Source organism: Pelomonas sp. Root1237 (genome assembly GCF_001425055.1).
Taxonomy (GTDB): Bacteria; Pseudomonadota; Gammaproteobacteria; order Burkholderiales; family Burkholderiaceae_C; genus Pelomonas.
Window position 1 is genome coordinate 212,291 of sequence record NZ_LMDK01000021.1, and the last position, 26,643, is coordinate 238,933.

The following is a 26,643-nucleotide window of genomic DNA, read 5'->3' on the forward strand; positions in this document are numbered from 1 at the left end:
CGCCAGGCTATTCCCTTCTCCCCTGGAAGTTCAGCCGCCGCGCATTCCCCGCCATCAGGCCGCGCAGCCTCGTGCGACCGCGCGACAGCCGCGACATCACGGTGCCAACGGGAATGCCCAGGGCCGCGGCGATCTCGGCATAGGCCATGCCATTGACGGCCAGCAGCAGCAGCACCTCGCGCTGCTCCACCGGCAAGGCGGCCACGGCCTTGTGCAGGTCGCGCAGAGCCAGGCGTTCGGACTGCGCAGCAGCGACGGGGATGTCCAGCACCTGCCTGTCGAGGTCCACCACATCCAGCCGGCCACGGCGCAAAGCGTCGACGTGCAGGTTGTGCATGATGCTGAACAGCCAGCCGCGCATGTCGCCCACGCCCTGCCAGAGCCCGGCGCGCGACCAGGCGCGCTCCAGCGTGTCCTGCACGAGATCATCAGCGTCCTCGCGGTTGCGCCGCAGCGACCGCGCATAGCGGTGCAGCCGGGGCAGCCAGCCCAGCACCAGGCCGACGTCGGGCAGCGACGTGCCAGGGCGGGAACGGTACCGGTCGACCGTGGTCATGGCCGGTGAATGCCACCGGCCGGCGCACAGGTTCAAACCGGTACAGCGGTCGTGTTCTTCAGCCGTTCCAGCACGAAGCTGGTCTTGCAGTCCTGCACGCTGGGGTGCATCAGCAGCGTGTCGCTGATGAAGCGGGCGTAGTGCTGCATGTCCTGCACCAGCACGCGCAGCAGATAGTCCATCTCGCCCGTCAGCGCCGCGCACTCGACCACCTCGGGCCAGGTCTGCACGGCAGCGCGGAAGAGGTCGCGCGGATTGCGCAGCGGGTTGTCGGTCTGCTTCTCCAGCCTGACATTGATATAGGCCGTCAGGCCCAGGCCGATGCGCGCCGGCGCCACCAGCGCGACATAGCCGGCGATCACACCGGCCTCCTCCAGGCGACGCACGCGGCGCAGCACGGCGGAAGACGACAGCCCAGCCTCGCCGGCCAGCGTGTCATAGGTGAGGCGGCCATCCTGCTGCAGCGCCCGCAGGATGCGGCGGTCAATGGCGTCGAGCTCGATGGCGGCTTCCATGGCCGTGATTTTGCAGGTTTCCTGCGCCGATGGCCGAGTCCGCGCCGAAGAATGCATGAAACCTGCGCGAACCGCGCCGCAGAATTTTCGTTTTCAAGCATCACGCCGCTGGAGACTTTCATGGCCAAGTTCACCCCCTGGGACAACCCGATGGGCACCGATGGTTTCGAGTTCATCGAGTTCGCCGCGCCCGATCCGGCGGGCCTGGGCAAGCTGTTCGAGACCATGGGTTTCAAGGCCGTCGCCAAGCACCGCCACAAGAGCGTGACGCTGTACCGCCAGGGTGGCGTCAACTTCATCATCAACGCCGAGAGCGATTCCTTCGCGCAGCGCTTCGCGCGCCTGCACGGCCCGTCCATCTGCGCCATCGCCTTTCGCGTGCAGGACGCCGGCCATGCCTACAAACGCGCGCTGGAGCTGGGCGCCTGGGGCTTCGACAACAAGGCCGGCCCGATGGAGCTGAACATCCCGGCCATCAAGGGCATCGGCGACTCGCTGATCTATTTCGTCGACCGCTGGCAAGGCAAGGGCGGCGCGGGCGCCGGTGCCATCGGCAATATCTCGATCTATGACGTGGACTTCGTGCCGCTGCTGGACGCGCAGGGCCAGCCGGTCGACCCCAACCCGGTGGGCCACGGCCTGACCGAGATCGACCACCTGACGCACAACGTCTTCCGCGGCCGCATGAAGGAATGGTCGGAGTTCTACGAGCGCTTCTTCAACTTCCGCGAGGTGCGCTACTTCGACATCGAGGGCAAGCTGACCGGCCTGAAGAGCAAGGCCATGACCAGCCCCTGCGGCAAGATCCGCATCCCGATCAATGAAAGCTCGGACGACAAGAGCCAGATCGCCGAGTACCTGGACCTGTACCACGGCGAGGGCATCCAGCACGTGGCGCTGGGCACGACCGACATCTACGGCACGGTCGAGGGCATGAAGAACACCGGTGTGCAGTTCCAGGACACCATCGAGACCTATTTCGACCTCATCGACAAGCGCCTGCCGGGCCACGGCGAGAACGTGGACGAACTGCGCCGCCTGCGCATCCTCATCGACGGCGCCACCCACCTGGGCGTGGACAACGAACTGCTGCTGCAGATCTTCACCAAGGAAGTCATCGGTCCGATCTTCTTCGAACTCATCCAGCGCAAGGGCAACGAGGGTTTCGGCGAAGGCAACTTCAAGGCCTTGTTCGAGAGCATCGAACTGGATCAGATCCGCCGCGGTGTGCTGAAGGACGAGCCCGCCAAGGCCGTCTGAAGACACTGCCAGGCCTCCTCCGAATGGACGAGGCCCATGTGGCCGACGCCATCGAGCCGGTGCGCCCGCGCGCCGGCCAGGATCGCCCGCTCCGCCGGATTGACGATCTGGTCACAGGGCGTCCAAAAGCAGTCAACGTCAGGCAGACCCGGCAGCGCCGCCAGCCAGGCATTGCCCAGGCGCATCTGCTGCGTGTTGACGCCCAGACCAAGCGCCGCCATGCGCGTGCCCTGGTGGGGTGAACCCAGCGTGATGACATGCGGCGCCTCATGCCCCGCGCCGAAGCGGCGCCACCAGGCCCGCAGCGCCAGGCCGCCCATGCTGTGGGCGCAAAGAATGGGCATACGGCCAGTCAGTGCCTTCAACCGCTGCACGCCGGCCTCGATCTCGTCCGCATAGGCATCGATGCTGCCGAAAGCCGGCTCCAGCGAAGGCGCGACGAAAGCGACACCTTGCTCGCGCAGGCGCTCCATCCAGCCATTCCAGCGGCCACGATTGCAGGAGAAACCGTGCACCAGCAACACGCCCTGCCCGGCGCCCGCCGGCAGATGATCCGCTTCGGCCCATTCGCGCCAGGGCTGGCGCCATGAGAAGGCCAACTCGCTGGCGACGACCTCCCGGGCCCAGGCGCGAAGCAGTTGCCCCCAGGCCGGTGCGGGCCGGTTCACCCAGCGCAATTGCAGGAAGCCCCCCGCCAGAATGAGCGCATGCAGGCCCAGCGTCAGCAGCCCCCAGCCCCAGCCGAAGCGCCAGCCCACGGCCAGCGCCAGGGCCAGCCGCAGCAACACCCAGATCCTTTGCAGTCGTCCGTTCATCGCCCGAGTGTAGGAAGGCAGAATTCCGCCGACCCATGGATGAACTGAGTGCCGAATCCCTGCTGAAGGAACTGCGCGCCGTCGACGCGGAACGCGCCCGCCGTGCTGCCGACCCCGAGCTCGAGGCCCGCGTCCAGAGCGTGAAGGCCTTCCAGCAGCGCCGATTTGCGGCCACCTATGCCGATCTGCTCGCCAACCCACGCTATGAGGCGGCCACGCGCTTCTTCCTGCACGAGCTTTACGGTCCCGACGATTACCGCCAGCGTGATGCGCAGTTCGCCCGCGTCATCCCGACGCTGACCCGCCTCTTTCCCGCCGAGGTCGTCGACACGGTCGCCAAGCTCGCGCAGCTGCACGCCCTGTCCGAACGCCTGGATACGCGCATGGCCGAGCACCTGCTGTCAGCCGATATCAAGCCCGACGAATACGCCATTGCCTGGCGCGCCTGCGGCGACCCGGTATCGCGGCAGCGGCAGATCGAGCTGACGATGGCGGTGGGCGAGTCGCTGGACAAGCTGACCCGCAAGCCGCTGCTGCGCCAGACGCTGCGGCTGATGCGCGGCCCCGCGCAGATGGCGGGCCTGGGCGCGCTGCAGAACTTTCTCGAAAGCGGCTTTGACACCTTCCGCGCGATGCGGGGCGCGGGCGAGTTCCTGTCCACTGTGCGACACCGTGAGGACACACTCGCACGTGCATTGTTTCGCGGTGATGCATCCGCGTTAGGGCAACTCCCCTAGCTTGATGTAACACGGCGTCCCAACATCGAAGGCTTCACGCCAAGCACGTCAGAAGGCCCTCGATGACCGCCGTCCTTGCCGAAGTCACCGAAGTGACATCCCGCGCCAAGCCCTGGCTGGCCAGCTACCCAGCCGGCGTGCCGGCGCAGATCGACACCCGCATCTACGGCTCGCTGGTCGACCTGCTCAACGAGGCCTTCCGCAAGCACGCCTCGCGCGATGCCGCCATCTGCCTGGGCCAGCGCATGCGCTTCTCGGAGATCGACCAGCTCTCCATGCAGCTCGGCGCCTGGCTGCAGGCCCAGGGGCTCAAGCAGGGCGACCGCGTCGCCATCATGATGCCTAACCTGCTGCAGTACGGCGTGGCCATCGCGGCCATCCTGCGCGCGGGCTTCGTCGTCGTGAACGTGAACCCGCTGTACACGCCGCGCGAGCTGGAGCATCAGCTCAAGGACTCGGGCGCGCGCGCCATCGTCGTGCTGGAGAACTTCGCGCACACGCTGTCCGAGGTCATCGACGCGACCGATGTGAAGCATGTCGTGCTCGCCTCCATGGGTGACCTGCTGAACTGGTGGAAGGGCCCGCTGATCAACTTTGCCGTGCGCCACCTGAAGAAGATGGTGCCGGAGTTCCGCCTGCAGCTCATGTCAAAAGAGGGCGACGGCCGCACCGTCGTGCGCTTCAACGAGGCCCTCGCCCATGGCGAGCGCCTGCACCTGAAGAAGCCTGAACTTGGCCCCGACGACGTCGCCTTCCTGCAGTACACCGGTGGCACGACCGGCGTGTCCAAGGGCGCGACGCTGCTGCATCGCAACATCGTCGCCAACATCCTGCAGGTCGAGGCCTGGTTCCAGCCCATGCTGGCCCGGCTGCCCGACCAGAACATGCAGTTCACCAACGTCTGTGCGCTGCCGCTTTATCACATCTTCGCGCTGACGGCCTGCTTCATGCTCGGTGCGCGCATGGGCCACCTCAACATCCTGGTGCCCAATCCGCGCGACATCCCCGGCTTCATCGAGACGCTGCGGGGCCACAAGATCCACATCTTCCCGGCCGTCAACACGCTGTTCAACGCGCTGGCTGCCGAGCCGGGCTTCTCGCGGCTGGACTTCTCCGAGCTGGTCATCTCCAACGGCGGCGGCATGGCCGTACAGCAGGCCACGGCCGAGAAATGGCTCAAGGTCACCGGCTGCCCGGTGGTCGAAGGCTATGGCTTGTCCGAGACCTCGCCGGCGGCGACCATCAATCCGCTGGACCAGCGCGCCTTCAACGGCAGCATCGGCCTGCCGATCTCGTCCACCGAGATCGCCATCCGCGACGACGACGGCCGCGACCTTCCGATCGGCGAACGCGGCGAGATCTGCATCCGCGGCCCGCAGGTCATGGCCGGCTACTGGAAGCGCCCGGACGAGACCGCCAACGTCATGTGCGCCGACGGCTACTTCAAGACCGGCGACATCGGCATCATGGACGAGCGCGGCTATGTGCGCATCGTCGACCGCAAGAAGGACATGATCCTGGTCAGCGGCTTCAACGTCTACCCGACCGAGATCGAGCAGGTCGTCAACATGCACCCGGGCGTGCTGGAGTGCGCCGCGGTGGGCGTGCCGGACGCCAAGTCGGGCGAGGCGGTCAAGCTCTTCGTCGTCAAGAGCGACCCGGCGCTGGCCGAGGAAGACCTGGTCAGCTACTGCACGGCACAGATGACGGCCTACAAGCGGCCCCGGTTCATCGAGTTCCGCGACGAACTGCCCAAGAGCAACGTCGGCAAGATCCTGCGCAGAGAACTCCGCACCAACACTGCCTAAGTCTTATTAGGCCGCGCTCGCTGCCAAGGCCAGAGGCCTTGTCCTTCGCCAGGCACAAACAGTCCTCAGGACTGTTTGTGTCCGGGCTCAGCCTCGGGGGTGGGCTAGAACGGGTTGTTCTTGGCGCGCGTGAGCGCCAAAGTGCCGATGCGCTGCTGCGCGCTCGGGCCGAGCAGGGTGTCGCCGGCCCACAGCCATTGCGTGGGGTTGGCGTCGGTCACCAGCGTGTCCGTCGTGCAGTCCTGAGGCGCGACCTCGGTGCGGCAGGCCGCGTTCGTCACATCGGCGTAGCCGAAGGCGGCCGGGAAGCGCGCGATCTGCTGGATCGTCTCGTCAACGAGCACGAGGCCGACCAGGCGGCCGTCGTTGAGCAGGTTCAGACGCATGGTCGTATTGAAGGCCGAGCTCAGGTCGTTCAGGAAGATGGCGCGGTCGATGTCGGTCTGCTGCTGTCTTTCCTTTTGACCGTAGGGCGTCAGGCCGACGTCGAAGATGGTGGCCACCAGCACACGGCCGTTGGCATTGGCGATGCGGTTGACCTGGTCGGCCAGCAGCTTGCCGCGCGCCTTGGCCTCGTTGATCAACGAGTCACGGCTCTGGGCCGGGAACTGGCGATACAGCTCGAGGATGTCGTTGACGCCGACCATGATGGACACGATGTCCTTGGGGCCGAAGCGGTCGTTGGACAGATGCAGGTCGATCTTGTCGCGCACATCGGCAACCTTGTTGCCCAGTGCCGCGTACATGATGCCCTGGGGCAGCGCGACGAAGTCGGTGTTGCACTGCGGGTAGACGAAGCCAAAGCCGCCGGCCAGGATCTGGCTCCAGACCGGGCTGAGCTTGCAGTCCACCTGCTTGGTGTCGGGATTCAGGCCGTTGATCGTGTACTTCTTGCCGCTTTGCAGAATGGTGCCCATCTCGTCGCCGAAGGCGATGACGCGGGTCGGCGCAAACGGGTCGATCTGCTGGGAGCTGCCACCGCCGCAGCCGGCGATCAGCGCGGCCGCTGCCACCATGGCCAAAGCCAGGCCGCGCTTCAATTTCTGGGAGACAACACGTTGCATGACGATCAACTCAGGAACAAGAACTCAATCGGAAAAGGCGGCCGCGGCCCGGCTGAGCCGGTCGCGCACGCCATCCCAGGCAGGGTCGTGGGGCGGTGCCTCGACCCAGATTTCGCGCGCGCCGGCCGCGTCCAGAAGGCGCAGCACCGCGAACAATTCGTGGGCCGCTGCCGCCGGGTCGGCCGGCATGGCCTGCCAGCGCCAAGCCGGCAGCTGGGCGCGTGAATATACCGCCACCCCCTCCAAGCCCCCGCTGGCGGCCGTTGTGGCCAAACGTAAAGCCAGCGCCTGGGCATCCAGCAGGCGCACGCGGGCGCTCGGCGCGTAGTGCGCAGCCAAGGTGCCCGAGGCCTTGGGCGCCGTGGCATCCGACTCCACGAGCGGCTGGCCCAGGGCGGCCTCGATGCGGCCACGGCTGATCAGCCCCGGGCGCAGCAGGGCCGGATGCTCGCGGCTGCAGTCGACGATGCTGGACTCGATGCCCACCTCGCAGGCACCGCCGTCCAGCACCATCAGCTCGGGGCCGAATTCCTCGACGACATGGCGAGCCAGCGTCGGGCTGACGCGACCAAACCGGTTGGCGCTCGGCGCGGCCAAGCCCTCGACGCCCAGCGCGCGCGCTGCGGCCAGCACGGCGCGGGCGACCGGGTGGGCGGGTGAGCGCAGCGCCACGGTGGCGTGGCCACCGGCCGCAGCCTCGGCCATGCCGGCCTTGCGCGGCACGATGACGGTCAGCGGGCCGGGCCAGAAGGCATCCATCAGCCGGCGTGCGGCGACGGGCAGATGGTCGGCAAAGGGTTCGGCGCCGGCGGCGTCCAGCACATGGACGATCAGCGGGTGGTCGCTGGGCCGGCCCTTGGCGGCAAAGATCCTGGCAACGGCCTCGTCCTGGTCGGCGCGCGCGGCCAGGCCATAGACGGTCTCGGTCGGCAGGCCGAGCAATTCGCCGTCGGCCAGGCGGCGCGCGGCGGCCTGGACGGCTTCGGGATCGTTGCCGGGCAGAAGCAACATCAGAAGTCGGTGGGCAGGCCCAGGATGGCGGCAGCCTCCACGGCGACCGCATGAGCCGCCTCAGGCGTGTCGGCCGTGATGTTCAGATGGCCCATCTTGCGGCCATGGCGGGCGTCGGCCTTGCCGTAGAGGTGCAAATGCGTGCCCGGCAGGGCCAGCACGCGGTCCCAGGCCGGGGGCGTGGGGCCGCCGTCGTCGTTGAACCAGAGGTCGCCGAGCAGGTTCAGCATGACGCTGGCCGAATGCTGGCGCGGCGCCGGCAATGGCAGGCCGGCCAGCGCCCTCACCTGCAGCTCGAACTGCGACACATCGGCGCCGTTCATCGTCCAGTGGCCGGAGTTGTGCGGCCGCGGCGCCATCTCATTGACGACCAGGCGGCCATCTTGCAACCAGAAGAACTCGATGCACAGCACGCCGACATAGTTCAGCGCGTCCGCGACCTGGCGGGCGGCGGCTACTGCCAGCCTGTCGACCTCGACCGGCACATCCGGCGCCGGCACCTCGGTGACGGCCAGGATGCCGCCGCGGTGCAGGTTCTGCTGCACCGGGAAGTTGACGATCTGCCCGTCCGCGCCGCGCGCCACCAGCACGCTCAGCTCGGCTTTCAACGGCAGCAACTGCTCAAGCACGCAAGGGACGCGCTTGAGCCCTTCCCAGGCCTGGGCCAGCTCGGCGGTGGTGGCCACGCGAACCTGACCCTTGCCGTCATAGCCCATGCGGCTGGTCTTCAGGATGCCTGGCAGCAGGGCCGGGTCGACGGCCGTGAGTTCGATCTCGTTGGTGATGACGGCATGCGGCGCGCAGGGCACGCCGGCCGCTTCGAAATGCGCCTTCTCGATGGCGCGGTCCTGGCAGACGGCGACCGACGCCGCGGCGGGCGCCACGACACGCATGCCGGCGAGCGTCTCCAGCGCAAGGGCCGGCACGTTCTCGAACTCGGTCGTGATCGCGTCGCAGTCGCGCGCCAGCTGGGCCAGGCCGAAGGAATCCAGGTAGTCGGCCTTGATGTGCTTCTCGGCCACGGCGCCGGCCGGGCTGACGGCGTCAGGGTCGAGCACGATGCAACGGTAGCCCAGGGCCTGGGCGGCATGCACGAACATGCGACCGAGCTGGCCGCCGCCCAAGACGCCCAGCGTCGCTTGCCGCGACTCGCCAAGCGTCGCCGCACCAGGGAGAAGGGCTGTCAACGCAGTTCCTCGCTCATCGCGCGGGCGATTTCGGTCTGTTTCGTGCGGAAGTCATTCAGCTTGTCCAGCAGGGCCGCATCACGCGTCGCCAGCATCGCCACCGCAAACAGCGCCGCATTGGCCGCGCCGGCATTGCCGATGGCAAAGGTCGCGACCGGGATGCCCTTGGGCATCTGCACGATGGAATGCAGGGAGTCGACGCCCTGCAGGTGCCGGCTGGCGACAGGCACGCCCAGCACCGGCACCGTCGTCTTGGCGGCCAGCATGCCCGGCAGATGGGCCGCACCGCCAGCACCGGCGATGATCGCCTTGAGCCCGCGGCCTGCCGCCGCTTCGGCATAGGCAAACATCTCATCGGGCATGCGATGGGCCGACACGACCCTCGCCTCGAAGCCGACACCGAACTCGGTCAGAATCTCGGCCGCTTGCTTCATCGTCTCCCAGTCGCTGCTGGAGCCCATGACGATGCCGATGACGGCATCCGGGTTCTGGGGGGCTGGGGTGGACAAGGTCGCGCTCCGGAAGGCTCAGAAAAGCCTTGAATTGTAGGTGGCGCGTCCCGAAGTCTGTTGGCGCCACGGGGGGCGGATGCGTTGCCACTCAAAAGCCCGCGAGCAAGGCGCGAAACGAAGCTGGGGTCATCCCCAGCGAGGCTTCGCAACGCTGCGCGCGGGTTTTTGAGTGCCAACCTCTTCGGGAGAGGGCCTGCGCGGGCGCATGGCGTTGTTGCGCGCCTTGCACGGGCAAACCAGCCCGAGCTTCGGCGCGACGCCTAGCCCTGCGCCCGCGCAGACCCTCTCGCACCGCCCCCCGTGGCGCCAACAGACTTCCTACCCTCAGCCATGATCGACATCAACCTCCAGAACTTCGAAGCCGAACTCATCGTCGCGTCCCAGAACCAGCCCGTGCTGCTGGACATCTGGGCGCCCTGGTGCGGCCCCTGCAAGACCCTGGGTCCCGTCCTGGAGAAGCTGGAAACCGCCTACGCTGGCCGTTTCACGCTGGCCAAGCTGAACAGCGACGAGGTGCCCGAGATCGCCACCCAGCTCAGCCAGATGTTCGGCGTGCGCTCCATCCCCTTCTGCGTGATGTTCTCTGGCGGCCAGCCGGTGGACGGCTTTGTCGGCGCCCTGCCCGAGGCGCAGATCCGCGAGTTCCTGGACAAGCACGTGCCGGCCGGCGAGGAACTCGAAGCCGAGGCCGACCTGGCCGATGCCCAGGACCTGATGGCCGACGGCGACCTGGAAGCCGCGCTGACCAAGCTGGCCCATGCCGTGCAGACCGACCCGGCCAATGACGCTGCCCGCTTCGATTACGTGAAGGCGCTGCTGGAACTCGGCCTGCTCAACGACGCGCGCGCTGCCTTCGCCCCGGTGGCGGCCAAGGCCGTCGACACCCTGGTGCCCTCGCCCCGCCTGGCGGCACTGGCCACCTGGCTCAGCGCCTTCGAAGCCGCCACGGGCGCCGACCCGGCGGCGCTGCAGGGATCAATCGCCGCCAACAAGCGCGATTTCGACGCCCGCTTCACGCTGGCCCAGTTGCACCTGGCCAACCAGCGCTTCACCGAGGCCATGGACGAGCTGCTGGAAATCATCATGCGCGACAAGGCCTGGAACGGCGAGGCCGCGCGCAAAACCTACGTGGCCATCCTCGAGCTGCTGACCAAGCCGGCTCCCAAGCACGCCGCCGAGGCCAAAAGTGGCACGCTGGAACTCTCCGGCAAGGCCGCCGTCGTGCCCAGCGACCCGCTCATCGACAGCTATCGGCGCAAGCTGTCGATGGCGCTGTTCTGATCAGGCCCGCCTGACAGCCGCACGGCCCGGAATACTCAGGGCACGCCGCTGTTGCCGCGATTGCTGCGGATGTCGCGCAGCCTCACGCATTCCGGATCGTTGTGATAGATCGGCTTTTCGCACTGCCGGTCGATGCACCAGGCGCGCGCGAACAGCACCCGGCCGCCGCAGGCCTCGTTGGCGGTGCGCGGCTCGGTGGACGGCGCAGGGGCCGCCGATGCCGGGGCCGGTGCCGCCTTGCTCGACGGGGCGGCCGGGCTGGAGGCCGCCGGCTCGGGCGCCGCGAAGACGGGGCTGCGCGGCACGGGGCGGAAGTCACCGGCCTTTTCGGTCACGATGGGCTTGGGCGCCGTTTCACGGCGCGACGTTGCCGAGGCGGACGATGACGCCGGGCGGATGTTGACCGTGGTCACGGCCGACGAGGCCGCCTTGAGGGGCGCAGGCACCGGTGTGACCACAGGTCCGGGCGCAGATGCGGACTGCGGAGCCGGCGCGCTGGCCACCGAAGCTGGCGGTTCGGATTGCGTCTGCTGCACGGGCGCCGGCGCGGCCGCGGCCACGGAGGCCGCGGGTTCGGCCAGTGTCACCTCGGGCTTGGCCTGGTTGCCGCGCAACTGCATGACAAAAAGGCCAAGCAGCAGCAAGGCGCCCACGCCGCCACCGATCATGGCTGGCATCTGCCAGGAGGGCGGCTTCTCAGCCGCGGCCTGCTGCGATGGTTTCGCGGCACGCGGCGGCGGCGCGGGTGGGGACGGAGGAGGAGGCGCGGACTTGCGCAGCGGCACGACAACGGTCTGCCCGTCGTCCTCGTCCAGCGGCGGGCCTTGCACCGTGTCGGCGAATTCGAGATCCAGCGGCTCCGAGGGTGCCGGCGGTGGCGGTGCAGCCGGCACCCGGGGCTGAGCGAGCTGGGGACGCGGCACGGCCGAACGGCCGTCCAGCACCTCGCGCCAGGCGGCGACCGTCTGGGGGCGCTGATGGGGGGCGACACGCAGCGCCCAGTCCATGCCGGCGAGGAAGGCCGGTGAATAGCCGGGCACCTCCAGCGGCAGGAGTTCGTCGCCCATCGCGCGGGCCGTCGCCGGCGGCGGTGGCCGGCCGGTCAGCAGCTCATGCATGGCAGCGGCCAGTGCATAGAAGTCGGTCCAGGCCCCCTGACGCAGTGTCGTCGCCTCGGCGTACTGCTCGATGGGCGCGAAGCTGGGCTTGAGGATGGCGGTGAAGACCTGCGTGCGGTCGCTGATCGCCTGGCGGGCGGCGCCGAAGTCCAGCAGGATGGGCGGGCTGCCGTCGGAGGGCAGGAAGATGTTGTCGGGCGCGACGTCACGGTGCCAGACGTTCTGGGCGTGCAGGGTTTCCAGCCCACCCAGCACGGCGTCGAAGATGCGCTTGACCCAGGCCTCGGGTGGCGGCGTCGGCCGGGCCTTGCGCGCCTCGCGAAGGTTCTGGCCGACCAGGCGCGGCATGGCCATGTAGGCGGTGCCGTTGGCCTCCCAGAAACGGTAGACCTTGAGCAGGGACGGGTGGTCGAAGCGCGCCAGCAGCTTGGCCTCGTTGACGAAGCTGCGTCGACCGAGCTCGAAGGTCTCCTTCATGGAGACCGAACGCACCGACACCTGGGACTGCCCGTCGCGCAGTGCGAACTGGCTGGGCATGTACTCCTTGATCGCAATCTCGCGCTCGAGCGAGTGGTCGCGTGCGAGGTAGACGATGCCGAAGCCGCCCACACCCAGGGTGCCAATGATCTCCAGCTCGCCGAACCGGGTGCCGGCGGGCAAGGCATTGATGGCTTCGTCGTCGCGGGCGTCGGCGGTCACTGATGCACCCTTCGCGCTGCGCGCTGTCCCGCCGAGCGGGAATGAGCCCCTTCGGGCGGCCGTGCGTTGCTCATAGGCCGGCGAGGGTAACGCAGCCAGGCCGTGCCGACTCTCCGGAAAAAGCCGGTCAGCGTGGCGGAGTGCCCAGCCCGGCGCTACTCAAGCGCTCGGCCCAGAGGCGGCGCTGGGCGGCGTCCTGGCCCCAGGCGGCCTGGGCGGCGTCGCCGTGGCGGGCTGCCAGCCCATCCTCATGCAAGCGGGCGTAGACCTGGGCCAGGCGGGCGTGCAGGGCCGCGCATTCGTCGAGGTCGCAGTGGGCCGCATCCTCGGCCAGCACCTCGACGGCGGCTTGGTCGGCCAGGGCCCTGGCACGTTGGACCTCGCCGGTATTGGCCCAGCACCAGGCCAGGTCGGCCAGCAGGCTGCCGCCGGTACGGGCCAGGCCAGCCGCCACCGCCTCGGGCAGGTTGGCCTCCAGCAAGGCAGCGGCAGTGGCGTAGTCGCCCTGCACGGTCAGCAGTTGGGCGCGCAGCAGCGGGGTCAGGTTGGCGCGGGCAGAACCGCCCACGGCATCGTCGAAATGGCCGATGGAGTCCACCCCCAGCAGCACGGCCGGCGCCTCGCCAGGCTCGCCGGCCAGGGCAGCGTGGCGGATGCGCAGGGCGCGCATCTGCATCTGGTTGTAGAGCAAGGCCGCCAGGCCGGCGTCGTCACCGTCGGCACTGGCGGCGCGGCGGCCCCAGGCATACCAGGACGACGCGGCGGCTTCGTCCCGAGCCCCCATCGCGAGATCCCAGGCCATGCCCAGCGCTGAAGCGACGCGACACGCGGCGGCGTTGTCCGCCGGGGCGGCAAGGACTGCGGCGGCATGGGCGACGAGACGGTCGATATCGCGGTCGACAAAGGCCATTTGCGCCAGCCAGGCGTCGCACAGGGTCTGCAGCGCCGCCAGGTTGGCCGCCTTGGCCATGACGTGGGCGCGCCGCACGCGTTCACAGGCGCCGCCGCCGAAGGCGCTGAAATAAGCCGTCAGCCCTTCGGCCAGATGCAGCCAGGCTGCCAGCTCGATGCGCGGATGCACGAGGGCGCGCGCCTGCAGGCGGTTCAGCTCCTCGCGGGCCTCGACCTCGCGGCCATGGCGCAGCCACAGGATGGCACGCTGGACCTGCAGCACGGCGGCACGCGCCGGCATGGAGGCGACGGCGGCAATCTCGCCGTCAAGCCGCTGTGCCAGCCGGCTGCGAAGCTTGACCGGACCGGCTGCAACGCTCATTGGTGCACCCTTCGGCCTGCGGCCTTGCCTGTCCGGCAGCGCGGCCAGGCGTTCGCCAGGCATGCGATGCCCACTGGGCATCCCATGTCCGGGCTCACTCCCGCCAGGCGGGAGCGAGCTTGCTTGGGACGGCCCGGCGCGGCGCTCATGCCGTCAGCCGCTGCAGCGCTTCTTCGTACTTCTGCACCGTCTTGGCGATCACCTCGGCCGGCAGGGCCGGCGCAGGCGCCTTCTTGCCCCAGGGCTGGCCGTCGATGCGCACGGCCTCCAGCCAATCGCGCACGAACTGCTTGTCGTAGCTGGGCGGGTTGCTGCCCGGCGCATAGCTCTCGACCGGCCAGTAGCGTGAGGAGTCGGGCGTCAGCACCTCGTCCATCAGCGTCAGCGTGCCGTCGGCATCCAGGCCGAACTCGAACTTGGTGTCGGCAATGATGATGCCCTTGGTCAGCGCGAAATCGGCGGCACGCTGGTAGAGCTGGATGGAGATGTCGCGCACGCGGGCGGCGAGGTCGGCGCCGATGATTTCAGCCGCCTGCTCGAACGAGATGTTCTCGTCGTGATCGCCCATCTCGGCCTTGGTGGCCGGCGTGAAGATGGGGGCGGGCAGCTTGTCGGCATTGCGCAGGCCCGCCGGCAGCTTGACGCCGCAGACGCTGCCGCTGGCCTGGTATTCGGCCCAGCCGCTGCCGGCCAGGTAGCCGCGCACGACGGCTTCGATGGGCAGGGGCTTGAGCCGCTTGACCAGCATGGTGCGGTCCTGCAGTTGCTCAGCCTCGGCGGGCGTGACGACGGACAGCGGGTCTTGGCCGGTCAGATGGTTGGGAACGATGCCCTGCAGCTTGTCGAACCAGAACAGCGCCATGCGGGTCAAGAGCGCCCCTTTGCCCGGAATCGGCTCGCCCATGATGACGTCGAAGGCCGAGAGACGGTCGCTGGCGACCATCAGGATGCGGTCGTCGCCGACGGCGTAGTTCTCGCGCACCTTGCCGCGGCCAAGCAGCGGCAGGGAGGTCAGGCTGGATTCGTAGAGGGCTTGGGGCATGGCGGCGATTTTAGGTGCCGCCTCCGGCCAGATGGCTTCGTACTGCAGCTGCAAAGCTGTGCACGTCGATCGGCTTGGTCAGATAACCGTCGCAGCCGGCTGCGCGAAAGCGCACCTCGTCGCCCGGCATGGCAAAGGCGGTGAAGGCAATGACGGGCAGATCGGCGAGGTCGGGCGTGGCCTTGATGGCGCGCACCAGGCTCAGGCCGTCGGTACCCGGCAATTGGATGTCAACCAGGGCCAGGGCGGGCCGGTAGGCGCGCAGCCGCGCCCAGGCCTCGTCGACGTGCAGCGCGCGGTCGACGATGAAGCCGTCGGCCTCCAGCACGTACTGTGCGAGATCGATGTTGAGCTCGTTGTCGTCGACGATCAGGATGCGTTCGCCAGCCATGTCAACCTTTCGTGAGTCGGCCACGCCGGTCCTGGCGGGCGGCGCGCAGCAGCGCATCGCGCACCTCGGCCAGGGCTTCGGCCTCGCCGGCGCTGGCGATGGCCGCGGCCGAGCGCGCCAGGCTTTCAATGTCCTGCCCACTGAGGGTCAGCGCCGTCCAGACGATGACGGGCAGCTCGGCCCAGCGCGGATCCCCGCGCAGTTCATGCAGCACCTGGAATCCGTCGATGCCGGGCATCATCAGGTCGAGCACGATGGCCGCGGGCTGCAGGGCGGGCAGGCGTTGCAGCGCCTCGGCGCCGCTGCCGACGGCCACGGCCTCGACGCCCGTGGCCTGCAATGCCGCACACATCAGCTCGCGCGACGCCGCCTCGTCGTCGACCACCAGCACCGGCCGGCCCGGACCCAACCGGTCGCGCAGCGGCACGAGGGCACGCGCCAGGGCCGGGCGGCGCAGCGGCTTGGCCAGCACGTCGGACACCGTGAAAGCCACGCCCGCCCCCGTCGGGGGCGTCAGCGCCAGCGCCTTGACGGCCGCGTGCATGGACGGCCCGCCGCTGCGCAGCGCCGCCAGCAATGACAGGCCGGGCGCATCAGGCAGGCCGAGGTCGATGGCCAGTTCGGTGTAACGGCGCGCGCGGGTCAGGCGCAGCACCTCGCCGGCTGTGGACGCGGTGTCGGCGCTCACGCCGGCCCGCGACAGATCACGGGCCAGGCCGTCGCGCAGCGGATGGTCGCGCAGGGCGATGAGCTGCTGGTGGGCCGGCCGCCCGACCGGCTCGCCGGCATCCAGCGGCTGGCGCGGCAGCACGGCGTAGAAGCGGCTGCCGCGCCCGGGCTCGCTGTAGACGCCGACACGGCCGCCCTGGGCCTCCACCAGCCGGCGCGTCAGCGCCAGCCCCAGGCCCGTGCCCTGGTGGCGCTTGGTCAGGCCGTCGTCGAGCTGCTGGAATTCGACAAACAGATGGCCGAGGCGGTCGGCCGGAATGCCAATGCCGCTGTCCTCGACCTCCAACCGCCACAGCCGCGGGCCCTCGCCCACCACGCGCAGTTCGACGTGGCCGCCGGCGAGCGTGAACTTGATGGCGTTGGACAGGTAGTTGAGCAACACCTGCTTGAGCCGAGCGGGGTCCAGCACCAGGTCTCGCAGCCCCGGTTCGATGGAGGACTTAAGGCTCAGGCCACGCTGCTCGGCGAGCACCGCGACGGTGGCCATCACGTCGTCGACCAGGGCCGGCAGTTCGACCGGCTCGGGATGGAAGTCCATCTTGCCGGCCTCGATCTTGGACAGGTCGAGCACGTCGTTGATCATGGCCAGCAGATGCCGGCCGCTGCTGGCAATGTGCTGCAGCCACTCGCGCTGGCGCGGCCCATCCAGCAGATGCGGCGGATGGGCGCTCATGGTCAGCAGGTCGGCGAAGCCGATGACGGCATTCAGCGGTGTGCGCAGTTCATGCGACATATTGGCGAGGAAGAGGCTCTTGAGCCGGCTGCTTTCCTGCACGCGGCGGTTCTCGGCCGCCAGCCAGATGGACTGCTGGCGGGCCTGCTCGGCGGTGCGCATGGCGGTCACGTCGGCCACGATGCCGACCAGCCGCGGCGAACCGGCGTCGTCGTGGGTGACCCGGGCGTCCAGGCGCAGCCAGTGCACGCTGTCATCGGGCCAGATGACGCGGAACTCGGCATGCCAGGGCCGGTGGCCTTCGGGCAGCGCCGCCAGGCCGGCCTCCACCATGGCCCGGTCGTCGGGATGGACGGCAGCAAGCATGCGCTCGCGGTCCCACGGGCCTTCAGAGTCGGGTCGGCCGAAACATTGGTCATAGCGGCGCGAACGGTGGATCAGGCCGCTGTCCAGCTCCAGCTCCCAGTCGCCGATGGCCGCGGACTCGAGGGCGAAGCGCAGCCGTGCCTCGCTCTGGCGCAGCGCGGTCTCGATCTGGCGCTGGTGGGTCAGGTCGCGGGCGGATTTGATGCCGCCGATGATGCGGCCGGCCGCATCGCGCAGCGGCGAGACCTGGGCGGAGATCTCGACTCGCCGGCCGTCCCTGGCGATGTGAACGGTGCGGAACGGCGGCACATGCTGGCCCTGGGCCAGACTGGCGAGGATGCGCGTCTCCTCGGCTTCACGTTCGGGCGGGATCAGCATCTGCACCGGCTGCCCGACGACCTCCGCGGCCGTGTAGCCGAACATCTTCTCGGCGCCTGCATTCCAGTTGGTGATGCGACCATCCGGCGTCTTGACGATGATGGCGTCGGCCGAGGATTCGACGACGGCCGCCAGGCGGCGCACCTCGGCCTCGGCTTCAGTCAGGCGACCGACGTCGCGGAAGACGATGGCGACGCCACGCACGCGGCCGTCGGCGTGGTGGGTCAGGTCAGCGTGAACCTCAACGGGCCGCTGGCTGCCGTCTCGTGCGACGCAGACGGCCTGGCGCTGGAAAGCGCCTTCGCGGTTGCGCTCGCGCACGACGTCGATGGGGTTGCGCGCCTTCAGGTCGGCCGGCGTGCCCTCGCGCTGGAAGACTTCCCAGACCGGCAGGCCCAGGGCCTCGCGCGCCGGCCAGCCGGTGATGCGCTCGGCCACGGCATTGATGCGCGTGACCCGGCCGTCGCCGTCGGTCGTGATGAAGCCGGCGTCGATGGCCGACAGCGTGGCGGCCAGGCTCTGCTCGGCTTCCAGCTGATGGTCCTCGGCGCTGTGGCGGCGGTCCATCTCACTGCGAAGCGCCTCGTTGGCCGTGCGCATCTCGTCCAGTGACGGCAGGCCCAGCAGCGTGGGCATCAGGCGCCAGGCCACGGCCGCCGTCAGCACGGACGCGCAGGCGGTGAAGACCTTGCCAGCGGTCTGCAGTCCGTAGTCGGGGCGCCAGATCGTCCAGACGTCCAGCACATGGGTCACGCCGCAGGCGAAGATGAAGATGGCGAACAGCGTCGCGATGCTGCCAAGGTTGACCTGGGGGCGTTGGCGGGCATAGCTGGCGATGGCCAGCGGGATGGAGAAGTAGGCCAGCGCGATGGAAAGGTCGGCGCCGACCATGGTCCAGAGCAGGCCGGGCGACCACTGGAAGCAATAGCCGTGGGGCAGGAAACCCGCTCGCGCGACGATTCCGGTCAGCTCGTCCATCCCAGCTCCCGACCCCAATGACCAAGGGGTTATGCCGATGCATTGTGACCCCGCGAACAGGGGGGCATCAGGCGAAAACGTGTCTTATTCCCGGGGCTTCAGCGTGGCGTGATCAGCTCGAAGCCCACATAGCGGGCGATGAAGCGCTCCCGGCCCTCCTGGGCGAAAGCGTCGGCGTCCCAGTCCCCAGGGAGCAGCCGGTCGGCGAACTCGGGGCGGAAGCGGTAGACCTGGGCCGGTAGCGCGTTGCCGTCGGCCAGCGCCACGACGACATCGGCGCGCTCGTACTCGACGCCCTCGAAGGCATCCAGCCGCTCCCAGGCGCCAGTGTCGACGTCGCGATAAACCCGCCCCGGCACAAGGCCGCCCGCCGCGGCCCGCAGGCCGGGGTAGTCCTGGCCGCGCACCGGGTGGCGCTGGTGATCGGTCAGCGAGGCCGGCTCGCTGGCGAATTCACGCCCGCAGACGCGGGCCATGATGTCGGCCCACATCAGTGAGCCGTAGGTGAAGCAGTGACGCGTCACTGAACCCTTATTGGACCTTCTGTGCCAGCTCACCGCGCGCATAGGCGCCAGCGATGTCGACCAGCGTGCGGCCCTTGATCTTGCCGGCCTGGCCTTCGCAGCCGAATTGCATATAGCGCTCCTTGGCGATGACCTTGGCGGCTTCGCGGGCGGGCTTGAGCCATTCGCGGGCGTCAAACTTGTCGGGGTTCTCGGCCAGGAACTTGCGCACCGCGCCCGTCATCGCCAGGCGGATGTCGGTGTCGATGTTGATCTTGCGCACGCCATGCTTGATGGCCTCCTGGATCTCCTCGACCGGCACGCCGAAGGTCTCCTTCATCTTGCCGCCGTACTGGTTGATGATGGCCAGCAGCTCCTGCGGCACGCTGGACGAACCGTGCATGACTAGGTGGGTGTTCGGGATGCGCGCGTGGATCTCCTTCACGCGGCCGATGGCCAGGATGTCGCCCGTGGGCTTGCGGCTGAATTTGTAGGCGCCATGGCTGGTGCCGATGGCGATCGCCAGCGCGTCGAGCTGCGTGGCCTTGACGAACACGGCGGCCTCCTCGGGGTCGGTCAGCATCTGGCTGTGATCCAGCTTGCCTTCGGCGCCGATGCCGTCTTCCTCGCCGGCATCACCGGTTTCGAGGTTGCCCAGGCAGCCCAGCTCTCCCTCGACGGTGACGCCGACCTGGTGCGCCATCTCGACGACCTTGCGGGTCACTTCCATGTTGTATTCGAAAGAGGCCGGCGTCTTGCCGTCTTCCATCAGCGAGCCGTCCATCATCACGGAGCCGAAGCCCAGGTCGATGGCACCGGCGCAGATCTTGGGGCTGGTGCCGTGGTCCTGGTGCATGACCAGGGGGATATGCGGGTAGGCCTCGCAGGCGGCCTGGATCAGATGCTTGATGAAGGGCTCGCCAGCGTATTTGCGGGCGCCGGCCGAGGCCTGCAGGATGACCGGTGCACCGACCTCGTCGGCCGCGGCCATGATGGCCTGCACCTGCTCCAGGTTGTTGACGTTGAAGGCTGGGATGCCGTAGCCGTTTTCGGCGGCGTGGTCCAGCAACTGGCGCATGGAAACGAGAGGCATGGGTTGTCCCCGGTGGAGTTGAGAAATCTGGGCCGACTGCGGTACGCACCCTAGGCCGTAACCGCTTCGTAACTGGTTGGGGATTCTATGGAGGCTGCCGGCCTTTGGGACGGGCGCGCGTTGACCCGCATTCGGGGGTCAGGCAAGGCGCAAAGCGGAGCCGGGTGGGTTACCCGGCGAGCATTTGCAACGCCGCATGAGCCTCGAAGGCGGGTCAACCCGTAGGGCCGGGGCGATTTGCCACGCCATCCAGCGTTGCGCCCGCCTCGTGGGGATGACCCCACAGCGGCGGCCGCGCCTTGTCTGGCATGGCAAATCTCCCCGGCGCGCACCCGTCCCAAAGGCCGGCAGCCTCCAGAGTCGGTAGCGACCCCACCCCCCGTGATTGAAGTAGTCAGCACAATGCGTGCTCATGACAAGACTGGTGTTCGACCACCTCACCAACTGGATCACCGCCGCGGCCAGTGAGCACTCGCTGGCGTTGGCGACCCACATCGAGGAGCGCACCGGGGCCAGCCACCGCGCCGTGCTGTCGGCACTGAAGCGCCTGGTGGACGCCGGCTGGCTGACCCGCTCCGGCACCGGCCGCCGACCGGTGTTCTCGCCCGGCAGCCTGCGCCAGGTGGCGCGCAGTTACACCCTTTACGGCCTGCAGGAAGACCTGCCCTGGCAGCGCGACTTCGCACCCCATTTCGCCTTGCCCAAGCATGTGGAACGCATGGTGCAGCATGGCTTCACCGAGCTCGTGAACAACGCGGCCGACCATTCCGGCGGCAGCAGCGTCACCGTGTCGCTGCGCCAGACGCCCACCCATGTGCAGCTGCTCGTCAGCGATGACGGCATGGGCGTCTTCGACAAGATCTGCAGCGCCTTCCAGCTCGAGGACCCCCAGCACGCGATGCTGGAGCTCAGCAAGGGGCGCCTGACCAGTGCCCCCGATGCCCACACCGGCCGCGGCCTGTTCTTCAGCTCGCAGCTAGCCGATGTGTTCGACATCCACGCCAACAACACCGCCTACCAGCGCCGAGCCTGGGAGAGCGCCGGCTGGAAGAAGGGCCGCGCCCTGCCGCGCCAGGGCAGCTCCATCTACATGGCCATCGCGCTGAACACGACGCGCACGCTTGACGGAGTCATGGAAACCTGGAGCCTGGCAGGCGACGGCATCGAGTTCGACCAGACCCGCGTGCAGCTGCGCCTGCTGACCAGCGAAGGCCAGGCCCTGGACTCCCGCGCCCAGGCCCGCCGCGTCGGCTCCCGGCTGTCGGCCTTCAAGCGCGCCGAGATCGACTTCGACGGCGTGGCCGACGTCGGCCACGGCTTCACGGACGAGCTGTTCCGCGTGTTCGCCAAGGCGAATCCGCAGATTGAGCTGGTGGCGGTGAACGCGACGCCGCGCATCGAGGCGCTGGTGAAGAGCGCCAGGGCCGGATGAAGAAATCGCTCGCACTGGCGCTCGGCACGGCCTGTGCCCTGGCGCAAGCCCAGGACCGTCAGGGCTGCAGCGACGCGATCGAACAAGCCCTGCGAGCGGCGCGACCACCCGCCGTCGGGCTGGGCGATCTGGTCTCTCAGCACTGCAAGCCTTGGCCACCGTCCGTGGACCGGATCTCGGCCGCCGTGATGGGCTTCCGGAGCAACGGCAAATCACCGAGGGGCGACGCAGCCTGGGAGGTGGTAGTGGCTCTGCTAGATGCCCGCACGCTGCGCCCGCTGCACATGCGCTGGACGCATGTCGACTCCGACGCACTGACCGGCATCGACGAATACAGCTTCAAGCTCGATACCGCCGCCTGGCAGCTGACGCCGCAGCTCCGCGCATTGGGGCTGCGCTTTCATTCCTCTGCCTACGGCTCGCGCTATGCCGAAGCCTATTGGGGAGACGAGTTGACGCTGTTCGTGCCGGACGGAGCCGGCCTGCGCGCGGTGATGGGCACCGTAACCCAGGCCCGGCAGCAAGTCGCCAGCAACGGAGACAACTGGCAGGTCGCCAAGCTCTCGTTGGCCATGGGCCGGCCCGGACCGGCGGGATGGGCCGACATCGTCGTCACCGAGGTCGGCCGTGCACCGCAGCGATGGACCTATCGTTACGACGGCAAAGCCTATGGTCTGAGCACGAAACAGGAGCCCTTCTGGGCCCACTACTGCTGCGCGCTGAGCTGGTGATCGCCTAGGGTTTGCGCAGCGCCGGCACCGGCGGCACCGCGATGCGCGGACCTGGGTAGCCCTCGACGACGCCGAAACGCCCGCCATCCTCGCGGGCCCAGTCCATCGCCCAGGCCTGCATCTCGGCCAGCTCTCGGCCGACGAAGTTCCACCACAGCAGCGGCGGCTGGCTCCAAGGTTCGCCGCCCAGTAGCAGCAGGCGTGACGCCACCGTGCAGCGCAGTTCGACCGACGTACAGCCTGGGCCGATGTAGAGCAGCGTGCCCGGTGTGATGACTTCGACCGCGTCATGGCCGGCCGGCGCGGCCTCGACCTCGCCCTCCAGCAGCATCAGCCCATGCTCGAACCCGGGCTGCAGGGCCAGCACCGCATCGGCCGGGCCGTCGGCGACGAGATCCACGCCCAGTAGCGGCGTGAAGCTGGGCACCGGTGAACGCTGGCTGCCGAACTCACCGACCAGCAGCGTCGCCTCGAAGCCACCCTGGCTGAGCCGCGGCAGTTCGGCGAAATGCTGGAAGCTGGGCGCGCGTTCGCGCTCGGCATCGGGCAGCGCGATCCACAGCTGAGCAAGGTGGATGCGGTCGGAGAGCGACTCCTCGCTGTGCGAGATGCCGTGGCCGGCCGTCATCAGATTGACCTGGCCGGGGCGCAGCACCTGCTCGGAGCCCAGGCTGTCACGGTGCAGGATCTCGCCTTCGATCATCCAGCTGAAGGTCGACAGCCCCGTGTGCGGATGCGGGCCGACATTCATGCGCCGCTCGGGCGGCAAGGTGGCCGGGCCGGCATGGTCGGCGAAGCACCAGGCGCCGATGATGCGCCGCGCCTTGTTGGGCAGGGCGCGCTGAATGGGAATGCCGCCCACGTCGCCGATGTGGCTGGCGAGGCGCTCGACGTGGACGCTCATGACGTTCTCTTGCGCACGAAGTCGACAAAGCCGTGGACAAAGGTCTGCAACTGCCCCCGCACCCTGTCATCAACGAGACGGCCGTCGGCGTCGAAGACCGAGCCCGCCTTGGAGACCAGCAGCTCGCCGGCCATCCAGTGGTCGCAGCCGAAAGCATGCAGCACCGGCAACAGCGCGCCCTGGGAGCGCACGGTGCCGAAGCCGCCCGGCGACGCGCCGATCACGGCCGTGGGCCTGCCGCCAAACAGCTTGGCGCCTTCGCCGCTGGGGCGCGACAGCCAATCCAACCCGTTCTTCAGCACGCCGGGGATGGAGTGGTTGTACTCGGGCGTGCTGATCAGCAGCGCATCCGCGGCACGGATCTCCTCGCGCAGCTTCGTCACGGCCTCGGGGATGCCCTGGGCCTCGACGTCCCCGTCATAGAGGGGAATGCCGTGCAGGGTGCGCAGCTCGATCGTGACGCCCTCGGGCGCCATCGCGATGGCAGCGCGCAGCAAGGCGGTGTTGTAGGACGCGCGGCGCAGCGCGCCGCTGAGGGCAATGATGTGCATGGCGATACCGCAAAGGTGGATGCGGGCATGATGCCAGCGATGCACAGCTTCATCCTGCCCGACATGAGCTGCGGCCATTGCGTCGCCGCCATCACCGAAGCGCTGAAGGCGGCCGACGCCCAGGCGCGCGTCGAGATTGATCGCAACGCCAAGACCGCCGACGTCGACAGCGACCTGCCCCGCGAGGCACTGGTGGCCGTGCTGACCGAGGCCGGCTACCCGCCGGCGCCGGCCAGCACCTGACTCAAGCGAAGCTGAACGGCAGTTCCCGCTGACGCTTGCCAGTCAGCCGCGCCACCGCGTTGGCGAGCGCCGGTGCCAGCGGCGGCAGCCCCGGCTCGCCCATGCCCTTGGGTGGGTCGTTGCTGGGCACGATGCTGACCGTCATGACCTTGGGCGCGTCGGGCATGCGGGGCATGGCCATGTCGTAGAAGTTGTTCTGCTCGACGACGCCGTCCTTGAAGGTCACGCGGTGGGTCGGCATGGTCGTGGCCAGCGCGATGATGGCCGCGCCCTGCACCTGGGTCTCGACCGCCTTGGGGTTGACGCACAGGTTGCAGTGCACACCAGCGTGGACTTCCTGCAGCACCGGCTGGCGATCCTTGCCCTTGCCCTTCATGCTCGCAACGACGACATAGGCGACGACCGACTCGAAACTCTCGTGCACCGCCACGCCCCAGGCCTGGCCGGGTTTGAGCTTGCGCTTGCCATAGCCGCTCTTGTCGACGGCCGCCTGCAGGGCGGCGCGATGGCGGTCGGCCTTGGCGTTGCCCTCCATCAGCTTGAGCCGGTAGGCGACCGGGTCCTGCTTGGTGGCAAACGCGATCTCGTCGACCAGGGTCTCCATGACATAGGCCGTGTGGGTGGAGCCCACCGAGCGCCACCACAGCACCGGCACGTTGACGTCCGGGTGGTGGACGCTGAGGTTCATCGGGATCTCGTAGGGATCGCGCATGCCCTCGGTCGTCGTGCCGTCCACGCCCTTCTGGTAGCCAAAGCCTTCCAGCGGCGAGCCCTTCAGGATGCTCTGGCTGACGATGCGGTGCTGCCAGCCGGAGATCTTGCCCGCGGCATCGAAGCCGATCTCGGCGCGGTGCACCGTCATGGGCCGGTAGTAGCCGGCCTTGACGTCATCCTCGCGGCTCCAGATCACCTTGACCGGCATGGGCTTGCCGGCCTGGGCCAGGGCCACCGCCACGGCTGCCGCCTCGCGCGGCCATTCGGTGGCGGGCGTGGCGCGCCGGCCAAAGCCGCCGCCCGCCATCTGCACATTGACCTGCACCTGCTCCGGCTTGAGCCCCACCGTCTTGGCCAGGTTCATCGCATCGATGCCGGGCATCTGGGCCGCGTAATAGAAGTCGCAGCGGTCGGCCTTCAGGTCCACCGTGCAGGCCAGCGGCTCCATCTGGGCGTGGTTCAGATAGGGGAAGACGAAGTCCGCCGTGATCTTCCTGGGCGCCTTCGCCCAGGCGCTGGCATCGGCCTGGAACTCCGGCTTGGGCGCCGGCGTGCCGGGCGTCTTGGCCAGGGCCAGGTACTGCTTGGTCAGCGCCGCGGTGTCGGGCTTGGCCACGCCACCCAGGTCCCAGTCGACCTTGAGCGCATCACGGCCCTTCTTGGCCGCCCAGTAGCCGCTGGCCACCACCGCCACGCCCTGGCCACCGCGGTCCAGCGCCACCGGCAGCACGGCCTTGACGCCCTTGACCTTGAGCGCCTCGGTCGAATCGAGCTTGGCGACCTTGCCGTTGAAGACCGGCGGCCGCTGGATGACGGCCACCGCCATGCCGGGCAGTTGCACGTCCATGCCGTAGGCCTGGGTGCCGGTGCTCTTGGCCTGGCTGACGACCAGCCCGGTGGGCTTGCCGATCAGCTTGAAGGTCTTGGGGTCTTTCAGCGTGACGGCCTCGGGCACGGTGCCCTTCATCGCGGCGTCGAAGAATTCGCCGTAGCCGGCACTCTTGCCGCCACCTGAAATGACGCCGTTCTCGGCCTTCAGCGACGCGGCCGGCACGCCCCAGCTTTCGGCAGCGCTGGCCAGCAACATGGCCTTGGTGCGGGCGCCCAGCTCGCGGTACTGCTGATAGCTGTTCTTGACCGAGTTGGAGCCGCCGGTCAGGTGGATGCCGAAAAGCGGGTCCACATAGGCGGCCTTCTGGTCGCCAAAGCCGGTGCGGACCTTGCTCCAGTCGGCTTCCAGCTCCTCGGCGCAGATCATGGCCAGGCCGGTCTCGACGCCCTGGCCCATGTCCATGCGGTTGCACAGGATGGTGGTGGTGCCGTCCTTGGCGATGGTGACGAAGGCCAACGGTTGTTCAGTCGGCTTGGACCCGGGCTTGGGCGCCTGGGCGCTCGCCATGCCAGGCAACAGCGCCAGGCCGACGGCGCCGCCGACGGTGGTGGTGACGAAGCTGCGGCGGGAAACTCCAAGGGAGCCCGCGGTCAGTGCCTGGTCGATACGACGGGGATTCAGCATGTCGGCCTCCTCAGGCGAGCTTGGCCGCAGCCGTGTGGATGGCCGCGCGAATGCGGGTGTAGGTGCCACAGCGGCAGAGATTGCCGGCCATGGCCTCGTCGATCTGCGCGTCGCTGGGCTTCTTGTTGCCCTTGAGCAGCGCAACCGCACTCATGACCTGGCCGCTCTGACAGTAGCCGCACTGGGCCACGTCATGCTCGACCCAGGCGGCCTGCACGGCCTGGCCGACCTTGTCGGTGGCGATGCCCTCGATGGTGGTCACCGGGCCTTGCACCGAGGAGATGGGCGTCAGGCAGGACCGCACCGGCGCCCCGGCCACGTGCATGGTGCAGGCGCCGCACTGGGCCGCCCCGCAGCCGAATTTCGTGCCGGTCAGCTGCAATTCCTCCCGCACGGCCCACAGCAGGGGCATATCGGGCTCGGCGTCCAGCGAGACGGCGCGACCGTTGACGGTCATGTTGATCATGGGATTCCTCAGGGGGGTGGGACGCGGGCGACTCTAGCCACTTGCGGTGTCCCCGTACATCACTCGGGCATTGCCAAACAAAAAGGGCTCCGAAGAG

At 68.6% G+C, this 26,643-nt stretch carries 25 protein-coding genes; 7 read left to right on the forward strand and 18 right to left on the reverse strand.

What is annotated here, in order from left to right; translation table 11 throughout:
• Nucleotides 1-7 precede the first annotated feature (7 nt).
• On the reverse strand, nt 8-556 hold the full coding sequence (locus ASC91_RS27230) for an RNA polymerase sigma factor (RefSeq protein ID WP_056205018.1): 549 nt from the start codon (nt 554-556) through the stop codon (nt 8-10).
• A 32-nt stretch (nt 557-588) separates the two neighbouring features.
• Nucleotides 589-1,071 (reverse strand): Lrp/AsnC family transcriptional regulator, encoded by a 483-nt coding sequence (locus tag ASC91_RS27235; protein WP_056205021.1) that lies wholly within the window; start codon nt 1,069-1,071, stop codon nt 589-591.
• A 120-nt stretch (nt 1,072-1,191) separates the two neighbouring features.
• Here ASC91_RS27235 and hppD point away from each other — a divergent pair, with 120 nt between their 5' ends.
• Nucleotides 1,192-2,331, forward strand: coding sequence for a 4-hydroxyphenylpyruvate dioxygenase (gene hppD, locus ASC91_RS27240; protein WP_056205295.1), 1,140 nt, complete (start codon nt 1,192-1,194; stop codon nt 2,329-2,331).
• Here hppD and ASC91_RS27245 read toward each other — a convergent pair.
• Nucleotides 2,283-3,146 (reverse strand): triacylglycerol lipase, encoded by an 864-nt coding sequence (locus ASC91_RS27245; RefSeq protein WP_157282185.1) that lies wholly within the window; start codon nt 3,144-3,146, stop codon nt 2,283-2,285. The genes hppD and ASC91_RS27245 overlap by 49 nt on opposite strands.
• Nucleotides 3,147-3,181: 35 nt before the next feature.
• Here ASC91_RS27245 and ASC91_RS27250 point away from each other — a divergent pair, with 35 nt between their 5' ends.
• Both ASC91_RS27250 and ASC91_RS27255 read left to right on the forward strand, forming a co-directional pair.
• Nucleotides 3,182-3,883, forward strand: coding sequence for an FFLEELY motif protein (locus ASC91_RS27250; protein ID WP_235532123.1), 702 nt, complete (start codon nt 3,182-3,184; stop codon nt 3,881-3,883).
• 62 nt (nt 3,884-3,945) lie between these two features.
• Nucleotides 3,946-5,691, forward strand: a complete 1,746-nt coding sequence (locus tag ASC91_RS27255) for a long-chain-fatty-acid--CoA ligase (protein WP_056205025.1) — start codon at nt 3,946-3,948, stop codon at nt 5,689-5,691.
• Nucleotides 5,692-5,795: 104 nt separating this feature from the next.
• Here ASC91_RS27255 and ASC91_RS27260 read toward each other — a convergent pair whose 3' ends face one another.
• The 4 genes from ASC91_RS27260 to purE are packed head-to-tail and all read right to left on the reverse strand — an operon-like array spanning nt 5,796 to nt 9,414.
• A complete protein-coding gene (locus ASC91_RS27260; protein ID WP_157282187.1) occupies nt 5,796-6,755 on the reverse strand; it encodes an SGNH/GDSL hydrolase family protein in 960 nt (319 codons plus the stop codon).
• 24 nt (nt 6,756-6,779) lie between these two features.
• Nucleotides 6,780-7,766: an L-threonylcarbamoyladenylate synthase gene (locus ASC91_RS27265; protein WP_056205029.1), complete on the reverse strand. Its 987-nt coding sequence runs from the start codon at nt 7,764-7,766 to the stop codon at nt 6,780-6,782.
• Nucleotides 7,766-8,953 carry a 5-(carboxyamino)imidazole ribonucleotide synthase gene (locus ASC91_RS27270; protein ID WP_056205032.1) on the reverse strand — a complete coding sequence of 396 codons (1,188 nt, stop codon included), beginning with the start codon at nt 8,951-8,953 and terminating at the stop codon, nt 7,766-7,768. The genes ASC91_RS27265 and ASC91_RS27270 overlap by 1 nt, the downstream gene beginning before the upstream one ends.
• A complete protein-coding gene (purE, locus tag ASC91_RS27275; protein ID WP_056205300.1) occupies nt 8,950-9,414 on the reverse strand; it encodes a 5-(carboxyamino)imidazole ribonucleotide mutase in 465 nt (154 codons plus the stop codon). Before purE ends, ASC91_RS27270 begins: the two co-directional genes overlap by 4 nt.
• A 381-nt stretch (nt 9,415-9,795) precedes the next feature.
• On the opposite strand from purE, the gene ASC91_RS27280 reads away from it, so the two are divergent.
• Nucleotides 9,796-10,746: a tetratricopeptide repeat protein gene (locus ASC91_RS27280; protein WP_056205036.1), complete on the forward strand. Its 951-nt coding sequence runs from the start codon at nt 9,796-9,798 to the stop codon at nt 10,744-10,746.
• Nucleotides 10,747-10,781: 35 nt separating this feature from the next.
• Here ASC91_RS27280 and ASC91_RS30095 read toward each other — a convergent pair whose 3' ends face one another.
• From ASC91_RS30095 to fba, 7 genes are all read right to left on the reverse strand, one after another.
• A complete protein-coding gene (locus ASC91_RS30095) occupies nt 10,782-12,563 on the reverse strand; it encodes a serine/threonine-protein kinase (protein ID WP_056205039.1) in 1,782 nt (593 codons plus the stop codon).
• Nucleotides 12,564-12,690: 127 nt separating this feature from the next.
• Nucleotides 12,691-13,836, reverse strand: a complete 1,146-nt coding sequence (locus ASC91_RS27290; RefSeq protein WP_157282189.1) for a hypothetical protein — start codon at nt 13,834-13,836, stop codon at nt 12,691-12,693.
• 145 nt (nt 13,837-13,981) lie between these two features.
• The gene (locus ASC91_RS27295; RefSeq protein WP_056205303.1) at nt 13,982-14,878 is read right to left on the reverse strand and encodes a phosphoribosylaminoimidazolesuccinocarboxamide synthase; all 897 of its coding nucleotides are present in this window, start codon (nt 14,876-14,878) and stop codon (nt 13,982-13,984) included.
• 10 nt (nt 14,879-14,888) lie between these two features.
• Nucleotides 14,889-15,269 carry a response regulator gene (locus ASC91_RS27300; RefSeq protein ID WP_056205044.1) on the reverse strand — a complete coding sequence of 127 codons (381 nt, stop codon included), beginning with the start codon at nt 15,267-15,269 and terminating at the stop codon, nt 14,889-14,891.
• A gap of 1 nt (nt 15,270) precedes the next feature.
• Nucleotides 15,271-18,393, reverse strand: a complete 3,123-nt coding sequence (locus ASC91_RS27305) for a PAS domain S-box protein (RefSeq protein WP_056205048.1) — start codon at nt 18,391-18,393, stop codon at nt 15,271-15,273.
• 98 nt (nt 18,394-18,491) lie between these two features.
• Nucleotides 18,492-18,917 (reverse strand): gamma-glutamylcyclotransferase family protein, encoded by a 426-nt coding sequence (locus ASC91_RS27310; RefSeq protein ID WP_056205051.1) that lies wholly within the window; start codon nt 18,915-18,917, stop codon nt 18,492-18,494.
• A gap of 7 nt (nt 18,918-18,924) precedes the next feature.
• Complete coding sequence (gene fba, locus ASC91_RS27315) at nt 18,925-19,989, reverse strand: class II fructose-bisphosphate aldolase (protein WP_056205053.1); 1,065 nt, start codon at nt 19,987-19,989, stop codon at nt 18,925-18,927.
• Between the two features lie 412 nt (nt 19,990-20,401).
• Here fba and ASC91_RS27320 point away from each other — a divergent pair, with 412 nt between their 5' ends.
• The gene (locus tag ASC91_RS27320; protein WP_056205055.1) at nt 20,402-21,421 is read left to right on the forward strand and encodes an ATP-binding protein; all 1,020 of its coding nucleotides are present in this window, start codon (nt 20,402-20,404) and stop codon (nt 21,419-21,421) included.
• Nucleotides 21,418-22,152: a hypothetical protein gene (locus ASC91_RS27325; RefSeq protein WP_056205060.1), complete on the forward strand. Its 735-nt coding sequence runs from the start codon at nt 21,418-21,420 to the stop codon at nt 22,150-22,152. Before ASC91_RS27320 ends, ASC91_RS27325 begins: the two co-directional genes overlap by 4 nt.
• Before the next feature lie 4 nt (nt 22,153-22,156).
• On the opposite strand, the gene ASC91_RS27330 is transcribed toward ASC91_RS27325, so the two are convergent.
• Nucleotides 22,157-23,056: a pirin family protein gene (locus ASC91_RS27330; protein ID WP_056205062.1), complete on the reverse strand. Its 900-nt coding sequence runs from the start codon at nt 23,054-23,056 to the stop codon at nt 22,157-22,159.
• Nucleotides 23,053-23,607: an NADPH-dependent FMN reductase gene (locus ASC91_RS27335; protein ID WP_056205065.1), complete on the reverse strand. Its 555-nt coding sequence runs from the start codon at nt 23,605-23,607 to the stop codon at nt 23,053-23,055. Before ASC91_RS27335 ends, ASC91_RS27330 begins: the two co-directional genes overlap by 4 nt.
• 27 nt (nt 23,608-23,634) lie before the next feature.
• Here ASC91_RS27335 and ASC91_RS27340 point away from each other — a divergent pair, with 27 nt between their 5' ends.
• Complete coding sequence (locus ASC91_RS27340; RefSeq protein ID WP_235532124.1) at nt 23,635-23,850, forward strand: heavy-metal-associated domain-containing protein; 216 nt, start codon at nt 23,635-23,637, stop codon at nt 23,848-23,850.
• Nucleotide 23,851: 1 nt separating this feature from the next.
• Here the strand turns inward: ASC91_RS27340 and ASC91_RS27345 are convergent, their stop codons facing one another.
• Nucleotides 23,852-26,080: a xanthine dehydrogenase family protein molybdopterin-binding subunit gene (locus ASC91_RS27345; RefSeq protein WP_082533062.1), complete on the reverse strand. Its 2,229-nt coding sequence runs from the start codon at nt 26,078-26,080 to the stop codon at nt 23,852-23,854.
• 10 nt (nt 26,081-26,090) lie between these two features.
• Nucleotides 26,091-26,546, reverse strand: coding sequence for a (2Fe-2S)-binding protein (locus tag ASC91_RS27350; protein ID WP_056205070.1), 456 nt, complete (start codon nt 26,544-26,546; stop codon nt 26,091-26,093).
• Between the last annotated feature and the right edge of the window lie 97 nt (nt 26,547-26,643).